The organism is Streptomyces sp. NPDC036984 (assembly GCF_055607665.1).
This window is the reverse complement of record NZ_JBVJRL010000004.1, coordinates 127825-142937: the sequence shown is the minus strand read 5'-3', so window position 1 is coordinate 142937 and position 15113 is coordinate 127825. Positions and strand designations below refer to the sequence as shown.

Genomic DNA, 15113 nt, shown 5'->3' with positions numbered 1-15113 from the left:
GGCGAGCCGGGGGCGGGAAGCGGGGCCCCGGAGGGCGGGCCTTCCAGCCGACCGGTTCGGATGGGCGAGCGGCGAGCCGGGGGCGGAGCCCCCGGGATCCGGGTCTTCCCAGCCGACCGGTTGGGGTGGGCGCCCGGCCCCGGGGGCGGAGCCCCCGGGGCCGGGGCTTTCTACTGCTGCGGGTGGTGTGCCGGGATCGGCGGAAGGTCGCCCGTGGTCTCGTACGCCGACAGCATGTCGATGCGGCGGATGTGCCGCTCGTCGCCGGAGAACGGGGTGTCGAGGAAGACCTCGACGAACTTGGTCGCCTCCTCCGTGCTGTGCATCCGCGCACCCACGGCCACCACGTTGGCGTTGTTGTGCTGGCGGCCGAGCGCCGCCGTCTCCTCGCTCCAGGCCAGCGCCGAGCGCACGCCCTTCACCTTGTTCGCGGCGATCTGCTCACCGTTGCCGGAGCCGCCGATCACGATGCCGAGAGCCTCCGGGTCCGCGGCCGTCCGCTCCGCGGCACGCAGGCAGAACGGCGGGTAGTCGTCCTGGGCGTCATAGATGTGCGGCCCGCAGTCGACGGGCTCGTGGCCGGCGGCCTTCAGCCACTCGACGAGGTGGTTCTTGAGTTCGTAGCCCGCATGGTCGGAGCCGAGATACACGCGCATGCCACGAGTGTGACACGCCTGTCAGAGGGCAGCAGCCCCAGGGTGTCGGCGGTCGACCCAGGGGGAAAATCTGTGAACCAGGCCATAGATCCTCAAGGAAACCTCAAGTAACGATCCGGATTCAGAGGTTCCCGAATTCGTTCGCCTCCGATTCACTGGACCGGCTCGTACACCGCTCGTGCGGGAAGCTCTACCTGGCGCAAAGGAAATCCGTCCATGACCCCTGGTTCGGGCCTTCAAGCAGGACTCAAGAACCGCCATCTGTCGATGATCGCGATCGGTGGCGTCATCGGAGCCGGCCTCTTCGTCGGCTCCAAAACCGGTATCGCCACCGCGGGACCCGGCATCCTCCTGTCCTACGCCCTCGTCGGCACGCTCGTCGTGCTGGTGATGCGCATGCTCGGCGAAATGTCCGCCGCCAATCCGACCTCCGGATCGTTCTCCGCGCACGCCGACCGTGCGCTCGGCCGCTGGGCCGGTTTCTCCATCGGCTGGCTCTACTGGTTCTTCTGGGTCGTCGTCCTCGCCGTCGAGGCGACCGCCGGCGCCGAGATCCTCCATGGCTGGGTCCCGGACATCTCGCAGTGGGGCTGGGCCCTGATCGTGATGACCGTGCTGACCGCGACCAACCTGGTCTCCGTCGGCTCCTACGGCGAATTCGAGTTCTGGTTCGCCGGCATCAAGGTCGTGGCGATCGGCGCGTTCATCGTCGTCGGCCTGCTCGCCGTGTTCGGCGTGCTGCCGGGTGTGGACGCCGAGAAGGCTTCCTTCGGCAACCTGACCTCGCACGGCGGATTCCTGCCGCACGGTCCGGGAGCGATTCTCACCGGCGTGCTGCTGGTCGTCTTCTCCTTCATGGGCAGCGAGATCGCCACCCTGGCGGCCGGCGAGTCCGAGGACCCGCAGCGTGCGGTCACCAAGTCCACCAACAGCATCATCTGGCGGATCGGCGTCTTCTACCTGGGCTCGATCCTGGTCGTGGTCTCGCTGCTGCCGTGGAACGACCCTGCCATCAAGAAGGACGGCTCCTACGTCGCCGCCCTGGACTCGCTGGGCATCGCGCACGCCGGTCAGCTCATGAACTTCATCGTGCTGACCTCGGTGCTGTCCTGCCTCAACTCGGGCCTCTACACGGCCTCCCGCATGGCCTTCTCGCTCGGCGAGCGGGGTGACGCGCCGAAGGCGTTCGCGCGGGTCAACAGCCGGGGCGTGCCGATGACGGCGATCCTCGCGTCGGTCGTGTTCGGCTTCGTCGCCGTCTTCTTCAACTACCTGTCCCCGGACAAGATCTTCCTCTTCCTCGTCAACTCCTCCGGAGCGGTGGCCCTGTTCGTGTGGCTGGTCATCTGCTTCTCGCAGCTGCGGATGCGGAAGATCATCCAGCGCGAGGCGCCGGAGAAGCTCATCGTGAAGATGTGGCTGTACCCGTACCTGACCTGGGCGACGGCCGCGATGATCGTGTTCGTCCTCGGCTACATGCTGACCGACACCGAGCACGACGGCCGGGAGACCGTGCTGCTGTCGCTGATGGTCGCGGCGATCGTGCTGGTGATCGCGGTGGTGAAGCAGCGGATCTCGGCGAACCGCCCGGCCCCCGCGGCCGAGGCCCCGGCCGACAAGGTGTCCGTCGGCTGATCCGGTCCCGGACCTGCATGGCCGCACGGCCTGACGATTTCCGTCAGGCCGTGCGGCCATGCTGCGTTCCGGCCGTTCGGTCGTCACCGGCGGCCGCGCACGGCGGGCCGCCGGTGACCCCGTGGACGGGATCACGGCCGGCCCCGGGACGCGAAAGAGGTTCGCCGGATTCGAGTCTGCGTACGACCCGGCGAACCTCTTGTGCGGGAACCGCGGCGTGGGCGCCTGAGCGTGCCTCAGCGCTTGCCGACGAGCTTCCAGGCGGCGGGCAGGAGGCCCATCGCCAGGGCAGCCTTCACGGCGTCGCCGATCAGGAACGGCGTGAGGCCGGCCGCGACGGCCTGGGAGGCGGAGAGGCCGGCGGCGTAGGCCAGGTACGGGACGCCGATCGCGTAGATGATCGCCTCGCCCAGCAGCATCGTGCCCGCCATGCGCAGCACGGACCGGTCGGCGCCGCGGCGCGCCAGGGCACCCACGACGGTGGACGCGAGCAGCATGCCGAGGATGTAGCCGAAGGAGACGGAGACACCGGAGGTGCCGTGGGCGAACCACGGCACGCCGGCGAGTCCGGCGAGCGCGTACAGGGCGAGCGCGGCCAGGCCGCGGCTCGCGCCCAGCGCCGTGCCGACCAGCAGCGCGGCGAAGGTCTGGCCGGTCACCGGCACCGGGGAGCCCGGGACGGGGACCGCGAGCTGGGCCGCGAGGCCGGTGAGCGCGGCGCCGCCGAGCACGAGGGCGGCGTCGCGGACGCGGGACGCGGGCAGCAGGTCGGCGAGTACCTCGCGGGGGCGGGCGGTGACGGCAGCGGTGCTCATGGGGACTCCGCGGGTGACGGGGAGAGGCTGGGACACGGTGACGCTATCCCAGCGGACGGAAGCCGATCACCGTCAGCGCTCGACAAAGGGGAGAACGAGAGGTTGGTGGGCTCCGGACAAAGGATGCTGGTGACACCCATCCGGGCGTGACACTGATCACGGAGGCAGAGACGTTTCGCTCACGCGGCGGGGCGTCGACGGGACTGTGGAGTTCCACCAAACGAACCTCCGGTCTCCGCGTAACCGTCCGCTCGCCCTGCGTACGGCAGGTGTCCGGATAGTGGGCAGCCTCCCCGCCTGAGCGGACGGTCCGCCCAGACTGGCGGGGTTTTTACCCGCCCCTTGCACTGGGAGAGCCGCGCCCATGCCCAGCAGCACCACCACCGAGACGCCGCCGCAGCAGGACGGTGCCTCCCTCTCCCACGGCCTCAAGCAGCGCCATCTGTCGATGATCGCCCTCGGCGGGGTCATCGGCGCCGGTCTGTTCGTCGGTTCCGGTGCGGGCATCGCCGCCGCCGGACCGTCCATCGTGGTCGCCTACACCCTCTCCGGCCTGCTCGTGATGCTGGTGATGCGGATGCTCGGCGAGATGTCGGCCGCCTACCCGTCGTCGGGTTCCTTCTCCGCGCACGCCGAGCGGGCCATGGGCCCCTGGGCCGGCTTCGCCGCCGGCTGGTCGTTCTGGGTACTGCTCTGCACGGCGGTCGGGCTGGAGGGCATCGGCGCCGCGAAGATCGCCCAGAGCTGGGTGCCGGGAACCCCGCAGTGGATGTGGGTGGCCCTGTTCATGGTGATGTTCTGCGGGGCGAACCTGGCCGCCGTGAAGAACTTCGGCGAGTTCGAGTTCTGGTTCGCGGCCCTGAAGGTCGGTGCGATCAGCCTGTTCCTGATCCTCGGTCTGCTGGCCATCGCCGGGGTCCTTCCCGGCACCGAGGCCCCCGGCGCCTCGAACCTGTCGGACTTCCTCCCGCACGGGAGCAACGGCCTGATCATCGGACTGCTCGCGTCCGTCTTCGCTTACGGCGGACTGGAGACGGTCACGATCGCGGCTGCCGAGTCGGAGGACCCGGTCCGGGGCGTGGCCTCCGCCGTCCGCACGGCGATGTGGCGCATCGCCCTCTTCTACATCGGCTCCATGGCGGTCGTGGTGACGCTGGTCCCCTGGGACTCGAAGGACATCGTCGACCAGAACAAGGGCCCGTACGTCGCCGCGCTCGACCACATCGGCATCCCGGGCGCCGGGCAGCTGATGAAGGTGATCGTCCTGGTGGCCCTGCTGTCGGCGATGAACGCCAACATCTACGGCTCCTCGCGCATCGCCTACTCCCTGGTCGGACGCGGCCAGGGCCCGAAGGCGCTGGCGAAGCTCTCCGGCGGTGTCCCCCGGATCGCGGTCCTCACCTCCTGCGTCGTCGGCTTCCTCTGCGTGCTGCTGAGCTACTGGAGCCCGGACGACGTCTTTCCCTGGCTGCTGAACATGATCGGCGCAGTGATCCTCGTCGTCTGGATCTTCATCGCGGTCTCCCAGCTCCTGCTGCGCCGCCGGCTGGAGCGCGAGGCGCCGGAGAAGCTGGTCGTGCGGATGTGGGCGTTCCCGTGGCTGACCTGGGTCGCGCTGGCCGGTATGGCCGCGATCTTCGTCCTGATGGCCCGTGAGCCGGACACCCGCGTGCAGCTGTACTCGACGGGCGGGATGACGCTGGCCCTGGCGGTGCTCGGCTATGTGTGGCAGCGGGTGCGCGCCCGCGGCTGAACCGGCGCTCCCTCGCGAAGGCCCCCACGGACGACACGTGGGGGCCTTTCTGTTGCCCTGATCTTCTTGTTGCTAGCGTGTACTTGCAAGAGACTTGCAATAAGGTTCCGGAGGGGATCACCCGTGCCCGTCTACACGCTGCCCGACCTGCCCTACGACTACGCGGCGCTCGCGCCCGTGATCAGCCCCGAGATCATCGAGCTGCACCACGACAAGCACCACGCGGCCTATGTGAAGGGCGCCAACGACACCCTGGAGCAGCTCGCCGAGGCACGTGACAAGGAGGCGTGGGGCTCGATCAACGGCCTGGAGAAGAACCTGGCCTTCCACCTCTCCGGGCACATCCTGCACTCGATCTACTGGCAGAACATGACCGGCCCGAAGGACGGCGGCGGCGAGCCGCTGGCCGCCGACGGCGTGGGCGAGCTGGCCGAGGCGATCAGGGAGTCCTTCGGCTCCTTCGCCGCCTTCCGAACCCAGCTCTCCAAGGCCGCGGCCACCACCCAGGGTTCGGGCTGGGGCGTGCTCGCCCACGAGCCGCTGAGCGGGCGGCTGATCGTGGAGCAGGTCTACGACCACCAGGGCAACGTCGGCCAGGGCTCCACCCCGATCCTGGTCTTCGACGCCTGGGAGCACGCCTTCTACCTCCAGTACCGCAACCAGAAGGCGGACTTCGTCGAGGCGATGTGGCAGGTCGTCGACTGGCAGGACGTCGCCCGCCGGTACCGGGCCGCCAAGTCCCGCGCGGACGTGCTGCTGCTCGCTCCCTGAGCCCCCTCGGTCGTCCTGCCTCGTGATCGTCTTCTCACCCTTCACGGCGGCAGGCGGATGAGAGAAGACCCCCGTGAGGACGTGACTCACGGGGGTCTTCCCCTACGCGCAGGGAACGTTGAGCGAGAGCAGGGCGGTGCTGTCCCCGTCGATCCGGATCTCGCTCACCGCCGCGTTGCGCAGCCGCGGGAAGACCCTGCGGTACTCGGCGAGCGGGATGCCCAGGAGGGAACACAGCACCAGCCGCAGGAGGGTGTTGTGGGCGACGACCAGGACACGTCCGCCGGGATGGGCGGCGGCGATGCCGCGCAGGGCTGCCTTGCCGCGTTCCGCGGCCGCGCGGGGATCCTCGGCACCGGGGAAGGGGTGCGCCACCGGGTCGGCGCGGAACTCCTCCGCCGCCTGCGGGTCCTCCGCCGCGAACTCCGCGAGGGTGCGGCCCTCCACCGCACCGAAGTCGCACTCCCGGAGGCCCCTTTCGCGGTGCGCGGTGAGGCCGAGGGCCCGGCAGGCGGGCTCGGCGGTGGCGATCGCCCGGGACAGCGGCGAGGTCCAGACCGCGGCCACGGGATGCCCGCCGGCCCACCGCCCCAACGCCTCGGCCTGAGCGCGCCCGGTGTCCGTGAGGGCCACGTCGCTCACCCCGGCGTACCGGTTCTCGGCGTGCCAGACGGTCTGGCCGTGGCGGGCCAGGAGGAGCGTGGTGGCAGTCATGGTCAGCAGTATGGGCCCCACCCGCGCTCCCCCGGCTCTCACAGCCGGCTCCGCGCATGCCCGGCCACCGGGCGCGGCAGCCAGCCCCGCGCCTCCAGCTCGTCCACCAGCCGGGCGTACGGCTCGGTGAAGCGGGCCGTGCGGCCGGGGCGCGGCTCGACCGTCGTCCCGGCCCGCACCATGCCGTCGGCCACCTCCGCGAGCGCCGGCCCCGCCCCGGTGCCGTACGCGGCCAGCGCCGCCATGCCCAGCGCCGGTTCGGTGCGGGCCGGCACCCGCAGCGGGCGGCCGAGGATGTCGGCCCGCAGCTGGGTCCAGTAGGCGCTGCGGGCTGCGCCGCCGGTGACGGCGAGGGGGCCGTCCAGGGGGGCGCCCAGGTGGTCGAGGTAGTCCAGGCAGAGGCGTTCGGCGAAGGCGACGCCCTGGAGGAGAGCCGCCCACAGGTCGGCGTCCGACTCCGGGTCGCCGAGCAGCAGGGCGGTGGCGTCCGGGGCGTGGAAGGGGAAGCGCTCGCCGGGCGAGACCAGGGGGTAGGCGACCGCGCCCGCGGGCTCGAACGCGGCGGCGCGGGCGTCCAGTACGGCCGGGTCGGCGCCCGGGAAGCGGGCGGTGAGGACGCCGGCGCCGACGCTGGAGGCGCCGCCGGGCAGCCAGGTGCCGTCCGGCGCGCGGTGGTTGTAGACCACGCCGGCCGGGTCGGACACCGGTACGGCGGCCGCGCCCTTCAGCACGAGCGTCGTACCCAGCACCGAGTTCCACGCACCGGTGCGCAGGGCGCCGGCGGCGATCTGGGCGGCGCAGCCGTCGGTCATGCCCGCGATGACGGGCGTGCCGGCCGGGATACCGGTGGCGTCGGCGGCGGCCGGGCAGACCTCGCCGAGCCGGGTGCCGGGACGCACCACGTCCGGCAGGACGCCCGCGGGCAGCCCGGTGAGATCGGGCCAGGCCTCGCGCCGCAGGTCGTACGCCGTCTTCAGAGCGTGGCTGGAGTCGCTGGGCACCCGGTGCCCGGCGAGCCGGGCGGTGATCACGTCCGGCTGGTGGGCGACCCGGCCGGGGCCGTGCCGGTCGACGAGCCAGCGCACCTTGGGCAGCGCCCAGGTGTCCTGCACCGCGAACCCGGCCGACCGCAGCCGCGCGCCCTCCGCGGCGGCACGCCGGTCGTCGTACATGAGGGCGGGCCCCAGCGGGCAGCCCGCGTCGTCCGTGAGCAGCACGGTCCCGGACGTCCCGCACACCGCGACCCCCGCCGGCCGGGCCCGCACCCCGGTGAGCGCCGCCCGGCAGGCCGCGCACGCCGCCGCCCACCACTCCCCCGGGTCCTGCTCGTGCCGGGCGCCCTCCCGGCGCCCCCGCCGTAACGGCGCCGACCCGCTGCCGAGCACGCCGCCGTCGGCGGTGACGAGCAGGGCCCGCACCCCCTGCGTGCCGAGGTCCACCCCGAGCCACGCCCCATCCATCCGAACCTCCCGCATCTTCGCGACCGGCCCTGTGAACTTCCCACTGCCCTTTGAGATTTCCCCCTGATTTCCTCGCGCACAAGGGATTGACGGTCATCCCTCGCCGTTACACCCTCTGTTGTCGAGTCGACTCGCACGGTGAACCCGCCCGAACCCACCGCCCCACCGACGGAGGTCCCGGATGGACAGGCACGTGCACGACCGCCGACGCTTCCTCACGCTCACCGGGGCCCTCGCCGCCGCCCCGCTGCTGTCCGCCTGCGGCACCGGCTTCGGCGGCAACGACCGGGACGAGGGCGGCGGTTCGGCCGCGGACGACGTCACCGGCGCCTTCGACTGGAAGCGGGAGAAGGGCACCACCGTCAAGGCGCTGCTGAACAAGCACCCGTACACGGACGCCCTGATCGCGGACCTGAAGTCCTTCACCGAGCAGACCGGCATCGAGGTGAAGTACGACGTCTTCCCCGAGGACAACTACTTCGACAAGCTCACCGTCGACCTGGCCGGCGGGCGCGCCTCCTACGACGTCTTCATGCTCGGCGCCTACATGGTGTGGCAGTACGGGCCGCCGGGCTGGCTGGAGGACCTGGGCCCCTGGATGCGCAACTCCTCGGCCACCGCCGCCGAATGGGACCAGGCGGACTTCTTCCCGAACCTGCTCCAGGCCGACCAGTGGTCGCTGAAGGCGGGCGCGCCGCTGGGCCGGGGCGGCCAGTACGCGCTGCCGTGGGGCTGGGAGACCAACGTGGTCGCCTACAACACCGAGGTGTTCCGCAAGCTGGGGCTGAAACCGGCCGAGTCCTTCGAGGAGCTGCGCGAACTGGCCGGGGTGATCAAGAAGAAGGCGCCCGGCGCCGGGTTCGACGGGATGTACGGGATCGCCGTGCGCGGGTCGCGGAGCTGGGCGACGATCCACCCCGGGTTCATGACGATGTACGCCCGCAACGGGCTGCACGACTTCACGGTCGAGGGCGGGAAGCTCACCCCCGCCATGAACTCCCCGGAGGCCGTGGCGTTCACCGAGGACTGGGCGGGCATGGTCCGGCAGGGCGGGCCGCCGTCCTGGACGTCGTACACCTGGTACCAGTGCTCCAGCGACCTAGGCGCACGGAAGGCCGGGATGCTCTTCGACGCCGACACCGCCGCCTACTTCCAGGCCGTCGAGGGGGCCTCGCCCGCCTCCGGGAAGATCGCCTTCCATCCGGGGCCGAAGGGACCGGACGGCTCGCTCGCCACCAACATGTGGATCTGGTCGCTCGGCATGAACGCCAAGAGCACCCGCAAGAGCGCCGGCTGGCTGTTCCTCCAGTGGGCCACGGGCAAGGAGCACCTGCGCAGGGCCGCGCTCACGCACAACCACATCGACCCGGTGCGGAAGTCGGTCAGCCGGGACGGCGCCTACCAGGACAAGATGCGGCACCTCCCCGGCTTCCTGGAGACCTTCGAGACGGTCGTCGACCAGACGAAGATCCAGTTCACCCCGCAGGCGCAGTTCTTCGACGCCACCACCAGCTGGGCGGCGGCCCTCCAGGAGATCTACGGCGGGAAGAGTGCGAAGTCCGCGCTGGACGGGCTGGCGGCCGACCTGAAACCGAAGGTCGGCTGATGCGGCCCCGCCCGGCGCTGCGGCCGTACCTGCTGATCCTCCCGGCACTGCTGCTGACCTGCGGGATCCTCTACCCGTTCGGACTCGGCCTGTACTACACGCTGTTCGACTTCTCGGCGGCCAAGCCGCAGCCCGACCTGGTCCGGCTGCACAACTACGAGACGGTCTTCACGCAGGACGCCTTCTGGAACTCGGCCTGGGTGACCGTGCTGTACGCGGTCGGCGCGGCCGGGGTGGAGACCGTGCTCGGGGTCGCCGTCGCCCTGCTGCTGCATCGCTCCTCGGTGGTGGGCCGGGTCCTGGAGAAGATCCTGATCCTGCCGCTGATGATCGCCCCGGTGATCGCGGCGATCATGTGGAAGCTGATGCTCCAGCCGTCGGTGGGGGTGGTCAACCACCTGCTGAAGCCCTTCGGGCTCGGCGGGGTGCAGTGGACGGACACCCCGACGGGCGCGCTGCTGTCGTCGATCGCCGTGGACGTGTGGGTGTACACCCCGTTCGTGGCGATCCTCGCCCTGGCCGGACTGCGGTCGCTGCCCGCCTCCCCGTTCGAGGCTGCGGCCGTGGACGGCGCCGGCTGGTGGTACACCTTCCGGCGGCTGACCCTGCCGATGCTGTGGCCGTACGTCCTGGTCGCGGTGATCTTTCGGTTCATGGACTCGCTGAAGGTCTTCGACATCATCTACGCGCTGACCGAGGGCGGGCCCGGCGACTCCACCGTGGTGCTCCAGATCAGGGCGTACCTGGAGGCGATCCGGTTCCAGCGGTACTCGTTCGGGATCAGCTACACGATCGTGCTGTGGGCCGTGGTGTACCTGGCCGCGATGGTGCTGGTCCGGCGTCTGGGGCGGATCCAGCGGAAGGCGGCGGAGGTGTCCGCGTGAAACGGCGGCTGTGGGGGTGGCTGGCGGATGCCGCCCTGCTCGCGTACTTCGTCTTCGCGCTGTTCCCGGTCGCCTGGATGCTGATCCTCTCCCTCAAGCCGGCCGACCAGCTCTTCAGCACCTACTTCTCCTTCACCCCGACCCTGGACGCCTACCGCACCGTCCTCGGGGACAGCGAGGGCATCCCGTTCGTCCGCTTCTTCGTCAACAGCCTGGTGGTGTCCGTGGGCGCGGTCGCACTGTCGCTGGTGGTCGGGCTGCCGGCCGCGTACGCCTCGGCGCGCTGGCGGTTCAAGGGCTCGGAGAACCTGATGTTCACGCTGCTGTCGTTCCGGTTCGCGCCCGAACTCACCGTGATCATCCCGCTGTTCGTGCTGTATCAGAAGCTGGGCCTGTTCGACACCTACGTCGGCATGGTGTGGGTGCTGCAGCTGGTCACCCTGCCGCTGGTGGTGTGGATCATGCGGTCGTACTTCGCCGATCTGCCCCCGGAGCTGGAGCAGGCGGCCCTGCTCGACGGCTACACGCGCAAGCAGGCGTTCTTCCGGGTGGTCCTGCCGCTGGTCAAACCGGGTATCGCGGCCGTGTCGCTGCTGGCGTTCATCTTCGCCTGGAACAACTTCGTCTTCCCGCTGATCCTCACCTCCAACGAGGCCCAGACGGTGACCGTCGGCGCCCTGTCCTTCCTCGGCGGCGACCGGCCCAAGTACCACCTCACGGCCGCCGCCGCGCTCGTCTCCGTCGTCCCGCCGCTGCTGCTCGCGCTGACCATCCAGCGGTATCTGGTGCGCGGGCTGTCCTTCGGGGCGGTGAAGTCATGAGCATCGCGCTGCGGGACGTACACAAGTCCTACGGGCGCACGACCGCCCTGGACGGTCTCGAACTCGACGTCCGGGACGGGGAGTTCTTCTGTCTGCTCGGACCGTCGGGAGCCGGCAAGACGACCACCCTGAAGACCGTCGCCGGGCTGGAGCGGCCCGACGCCGGCACGGTCGAGATCGACGGCCGGGACATGCGGGGCGTGGAGCCGTACGACCGGGACCTGGCCATGTGCTTCGAGAGCTACGCCCTGTACCCGCACCGGTCCGTGTACGACAACCTGGTCTCGCCGCTGCGGTCCCCGCGCCACCGGCTGCCCGCCGCCGAGGCCCGGGACCGGGTCGGCGCCGTCGCCGAACTCCTCGGCATCGGCGGCCTGCTGGACCGGATGCCGGGTCACCTGTCCAACGGGCAGCGGCAGCGGGTCGCGCTCGGCCGGGTGCTGGTCCGTCCGGCCCGCGCCTTCCTGCTGGACGAGCCGCTGTCCCACCTGGACGCCAAGCTGCGCCAGCAGATGCGGGCCGAGCTGAAGGCGATCGGCGCCGTGCGGCGCACGACCACCCTGTACGTCACCCACGACTCCGTGGAGGCACTGGCGCTCGGCGACCGGATCGGGGTGATCCGTCGGGGGCGGATCGTGCAGACCGGCACCCGGGAGGACATCTGGTACCGGCCCTGCGACACCGAGGTCGCCCGGGCCTTCGGGCGGCCCCGGATCAACCTGCTGCCGGGGACGGTGACCGAGACCGGGGACTTCCGGTCGGCGGACGGGGCGTTCGCACTGCCGCTGCCGGTACGGGTGCCGGCGGGCACCGAGGTGCTGGCCGGGGTGCGCCCCCGGGACGTGTCGCTGACCGGCGAGGGGCACCGGCTCGCCGGGACGGTGTACGTCACCGAGGTGCTCGGCCGGTCCGTGGAGGTGACCGTGCGGATCGGCGCCCAGCACCTGTCGCTCGTGGCATCCCGCGACGAGGCGGCCGGACTGCGCCCCGACGACCCGGTCCGCCCGGCCGTCCGGCCTGAGAACCTGCTGGTGTTCGAGGCCGACCGGCCACAGCGCCCAGGACGACGGATAGAGCGACGATGAGCAGCACCGGTGCACAGCAGGGACCCGCGGCCCGGCAGGCCGCCATGGCCGAACTCGTTCTCGCCGAGGGCTCGGCGGCCGCGGCCGAGCTGGCCGAGCGGTTCGGGGTGAGCCTGATGACCATCCACCGTGACCTTGACGAACTCGAACGGCAGGGCATCGTACGGAAGTTCCGGGGCGGGGTGACCGCGCAGCCGTCCGGGGTGTTCGAGTCGAACGTGCAGTACCGGCTGAAGACCATGCGCCCGCAGAAGGCCGCGCTCGCCGAGCGGGCGATGCGGCGGATAGAGCCGGGCATGGCGATCCTGCTGGACGACTCCACCTCCACCCTGGAGATCGCCCGCCGGCTGTGCCTCGGCGAGATCACCCCGCTCACCGTCGTCACCAACTTCCTGGAGGCCGTCAACCTGCTCGCCGGCCGGCGGGGCATCCATCTGATGGCGCTCGGCGGCGACTACGACCGGCTGCACTCCTCCTTCCTCGGAGTGTCCTGCGTGGAGGCCGTCGGCCAGCTGCGCGTCGACGTCGGCTTCGTGTCCACCTCGGGCGTGCACGGCGGCTACGCCTACCACCAGGAACAGCACATCGTCTCCGTGAAGCGGGCGATGCTCGACGTGGCCGCCCGCAACGTGCTGCTGGCCGACCACACCAAGCTGGGCCGGGTCGCCCTGCACCGGGTGGCGCCCCTGTCCCGCTTCGACCTGCTGCTGGTGGACGACGGAGCCTCCGCGGAGGCGCTGCGCGACCTGGACGAGCACAAGGTGCGTTACGAGGTGTGCCCCACCGATCCGAGGGAGGGCGATGACCGCGCTGGAGCTACGTGAGCTGCGCAAGACCTACCGGTCGCGGGGCCGCCCGGCGGTGGAGGCGGTCCGCGGCCTCGACCTGAGCCTGAACTCGGGGGAGCTGCTCGGCCTGTTGGGCCCGTCGGGCTGCGGGAAGTCCACCACCCTGCGGATGATCGCGGGCCTGGAGACGGTGACCGGCGGGGACATCCTGGTCGGCGGCGCCTCGGTGACGGACCGGCCGGCGCGGCGGCGGAACATCGGGGTCGCCTTCGAGAACTACGCGCTGTATCCGCCGCTGACGGTCGCGGAGAACCTGGCGTTCGGGCTGCGGGCCCGCGGGAGCCGCCGCGGCAAGGACGTCGTGCGCAAGGTCGCCGAGATCGCCGAGCGGGTCGGGCTCACCGACGTCCTCGACGCCCGCCCGGCCGGCCTGTCCAGCGGGCAGAAACAGCGGGTGTCCCTGGCCCGCGCCCTGATCCGGGAACCGGACGTGCTGCTGCTGGACGAACCGCTGTCCCATCTGGACGCGGCCCAGCGGGACACCACCCGCCGTGAACTCAAGCGCATCCAGCGGGACGCGGGCCACACCACGATCCTGGTCACCCACGACCAGGAGGAGGCCCTGTCCCTCGCCGACCGGATCGCCGTCATGCGGGACGGTGTGATCCAGCAGCTCGGCACCCCGTACGAGATCTACGACCACCCGGCCACCACCTTCGTGGCCGACTTCGTCGGCGAGCCCGCGATCAACCTGCTGCCCGGCGTCGCCGGCGCCGACGGTCACGCCCGGCTCTCCGCCGGGGTGCGGATCTTGCTGCCCGCGCCGGTGCCCGAGGGCCGTGCGGTGGTGGTCGGCGTCCGGCCCGAGGACCTGAGCCTCACCGGCGCCGACGGCATCCCCGCGCGGGTCATCGCCCACGAACCCCTGCTGGAGTCCGGCATCGCCACCCTCGCCCTCGACGGGGTGGAGCGGCACCTGGTGGTCCTCACCGGGCCCGAGGTTCGGCTCGCCCACGGCGCACACGTGCGGGTGGCGGCCGGGCTCACCCATGTCTTCGACGCCGAGACGGGAGACTCCCTGCGATGACCTCCAGTGGTGTGCGTGTGGTGGCCGCCGGCGACCACTTCGTCCTGCCGTCCCTCATCACGGCCGCGCTCGCGAAGGAGGCCGACTGCGCGGTGCGGGAGGTCACCCTGGGCTGGCCGCTGGAGCCGTTCGGGCCGGTGGCCGAGGTCAGCGAGGCGAGCGACGCCGAGGACGAGCTGATCGCGGCCCTCGCCGGCGCCGAGGTGCTCGTCACCCAGATGGGCCCGGTCACCGAACGGGTCCTCGCGGCCTGCCCCGCGCTGCGGCTGGTCGTCGTCTGCCGGGGCGGACCGGTGAACGTCAACCTGGAGGCGGCGCGCCGGCATGACGTGCGGGTGTGCTTCGCGCCCGGCCGCAACGCCGCCGCCACCGCCGAGTTCACCGTCGGCCTGCTGCTCGCCGCCCTGCGCCGCATCCCGCAGGCCCACGACCTCCTGGTACGGGAGGGCAGTTGGGCGGGCTCGTCGTACTACACCTACGAGCACAGCGGCCTGGAGCTGGAGGACCTGCCCGTCGGACTCGTCGGCTACGGCGCGGTCGGCAGCCGGGTCGCCCGGGTGCTGTGCGCGTTCGGGGCGCGGGTGATGGTGTACGACCCGTATGTGCGCGGCGAGGTGCACGGGCTGCGTCTGACGTCGCTGGACGACCTGCTGCGCCGCTCGGCCGTGATCACCCTGCACGCCCGGCTCACCGCCGAGACCCGCGACCTGATCGGCGCCCGCGAGCTGGCGCTGCTGCCGCCGGGCGCGGTGGTGGTGAACGCGGCGCGGGGCCCGCTGCTGGACGAGGAGGCGCTGTGCGACGCGCTGGCCGAGGGGCGGCTGTCGGCGGCGGCCCTGGACACCTACGCCCGCGAACCGCTCCCGCCGGACTCCCGGCTGCGGGCCCTGGCCGGCCGGGTGGTGCTCACCCCGCATCTGGGCGGGGCCAGCCGGGCGGTGGCGGAGAAGGCCGCCCGGATCGCCGCCGCCGAGGTGGGCCGCTGGCTGCGCGGGGAACCGCTCGCGCACTGTCTGACCTGAGGACCCGGGAGGCTTG

Annotated in this window: 14 protein-coding genes; 10 read left to right on the top strand and 4 right to left on the bottom strand. The window is 71.6% G+C overall.

The window, feature by feature from the left end:
- Positions 1 to 170 precede the first annotated feature (170 nt).
- Positions 171 to 656: a ribose-5-phosphate isomerase gene (locus tag ACZ7DL_RS10040; RefSeq protein ID WP_470772986.1), complete on the bottom strand. Its 486-nt coding sequence runs from the start codon at positions 654 to 656 to the stop codon at positions 171 to 173.
- Between the two features lie 216 nt (positions 657 to 872).
- Between ACZ7DL_RS10040 and ACZ7DL_RS10035 the strand changes: the two genes are divergently transcribed.
- Positions 873 to 2291: an amino acid permease gene (locus ACZ7DL_RS10035; RefSeq protein ID WP_470772984.1), complete on the top strand. Its 1419-nt coding sequence runs from the start codon at positions 873 to 875 to the stop codon at positions 2289 to 2291.
- Between the two features lie 236 nt (positions 2292 to 2527).
- Here the strand turns inward: ACZ7DL_RS10035 and ACZ7DL_RS10030 are convergent, their stop codons facing one another.
- Positions 2528 to 3106 carry a biotin transporter BioY gene (locus tag ACZ7DL_RS10030; RefSeq protein ID WP_470772982.1) on the bottom strand — a complete coding sequence of 193 codons (579 nt, stop codon included), beginning with the start codon at positions 3104 to 3106 and terminating at the stop codon, positions 2528 to 2530.
- A gap of 364 nt (positions 3107 to 3470) precedes the next feature.
- Between ACZ7DL_RS10030 and ACZ7DL_RS10025 the strand changes: the two genes are divergently transcribed.
- Together ACZ7DL_RS10025 and ACZ7DL_RS10020 are read left to right on the top strand one after the other, a co-directional pair.
- The gene (locus ACZ7DL_RS10025) at positions 3471 to 4859 is read left to right on the top strand and encodes an amino acid permease (RefSeq protein WP_470772980.1); all 1389 of its coding nucleotides are present in this window, start codon (positions 3471 to 3473) and stop codon (positions 4857 to 4859) included.
- A gap of 123 nt (positions 4860 to 4982) precedes the next feature.
- Entirely contained in the window at positions 4983 to 5630 is a 648-nt protein-coding gene (locus ACZ7DL_RS10020) for a superoxide dismutase (RefSeq protein ID WP_470772978.1), read from the top strand.
- Positions 5631 to 5732: 102 nt separating this feature from the next.
- On the opposite strand, the gene ACZ7DL_RS10015 is transcribed toward ACZ7DL_RS10020, so the two are convergent.
- Together ACZ7DL_RS10015 and ACZ7DL_RS10010 are read right to left on the bottom strand one after the other, a co-directional pair.
- The gene (locus ACZ7DL_RS10015) at positions 5733 to 6344 is read right to left on the bottom strand and encodes a histidine phosphatase family protein (RefSeq protein WP_470772976.1); all 612 of its coding nucleotides are present in this window, start codon (positions 6342 to 6344) and stop codon (positions 5733 to 5735) included.
- A 38-nt stretch (positions 6345 to 6382) separates the two neighbouring features.
- A complete protein-coding gene (locus ACZ7DL_RS10010) occupies positions 6383 to 7804 on the bottom strand; it encodes an FGGY-family carbohydrate kinase (protein ID WP_470772974.1) in 1422 nt (473 codons plus the stop codon).
- 181 nt (positions 7805 to 7985) lie between these two features.
- Between ACZ7DL_RS10010 and ACZ7DL_RS10005 the strand changes: the two genes are divergently transcribed.
- Genes ACZ7DL_RS10005 through ACZ7DL_RS09975 form a run of 7 tightly spaced genes read left to right on the top strand, consistent with a single transcriptional unit; the run spans position 7986 to position 15097 of the window.
- Positions 7986 to 9410: an extracellular solute-binding protein gene (locus ACZ7DL_RS10005; protein ID WP_470772972.1), complete on the top strand. Its 1425-nt coding sequence runs from the start codon at positions 7986 to 7988 to the stop codon at positions 9408 to 9410.
- On the top strand, positions 9410 to 10294 hold the full coding sequence (locus ACZ7DL_RS10000) for a carbohydrate ABC transporter permease (protein WP_470772971.1): 885 nt from the start codon (positions 9410 to 9412) through the stop codon (positions 10292 to 10294). Before ACZ7DL_RS10005 ends, ACZ7DL_RS10000 begins: the two co-directional genes overlap by 1 nt.
- Positions 10291 to 11115, top strand: coding sequence for a carbohydrate ABC transporter permease (locus tag ACZ7DL_RS09995; protein ID WP_470772970.1), 825 nt, complete (start codon positions 10291 to 10293; stop codon positions 11113 to 11115). The genes ACZ7DL_RS10000 and ACZ7DL_RS09995 overlap by 4 nt, the downstream gene beginning before the upstream one ends.
- Positions 11112 to 12200, top strand: coding sequence for an ABC transporter ATP-binding protein (locus ACZ7DL_RS09990; RefSeq protein WP_470772969.1), 1089 nt, complete (start codon positions 11112 to 11114; stop codon positions 12198 to 12200). The genes ACZ7DL_RS09995 and ACZ7DL_RS09990 overlap by 4 nt, the downstream gene beginning before the upstream one ends.
- Positions 12197 to 13024 carry a DeoR/GlpR family DNA-binding transcription regulator gene (locus ACZ7DL_RS09985; protein WP_470772968.1) on the top strand — a complete coding sequence of 276 codons (828 nt, stop codon included), beginning with the start codon at positions 12197 to 12199 and terminating at the stop codon, positions 13022 to 13024. Before ACZ7DL_RS09990 ends, ACZ7DL_RS09985 begins: the two co-directional genes overlap by 4 nt.
- On the top strand, positions 13002 to 14075 hold the full coding sequence (locus ACZ7DL_RS09980) for an ABC transporter ATP-binding protein (protein ID WP_470772966.1): 1074 nt from the start codon (positions 13002 to 13004) through the stop codon (positions 14073 to 14075). Before ACZ7DL_RS09985 ends, ACZ7DL_RS09980 begins: the two co-directional genes overlap by 23 nt.
- Complete coding sequence (locus ACZ7DL_RS09975; RefSeq protein WP_470772965.1) at positions 14072 to 15097, top strand: 2-hydroxyacid dehydrogenase; 1026 nt, start codon at positions 14072 to 14074, stop codon at positions 15095 to 15097. The genes ACZ7DL_RS09980 and ACZ7DL_RS09975 overlap by 4 nt, the downstream gene beginning before the upstream one ends.
- Positions 15098 to 15113 lie beyond the last annotated feature (16 nt).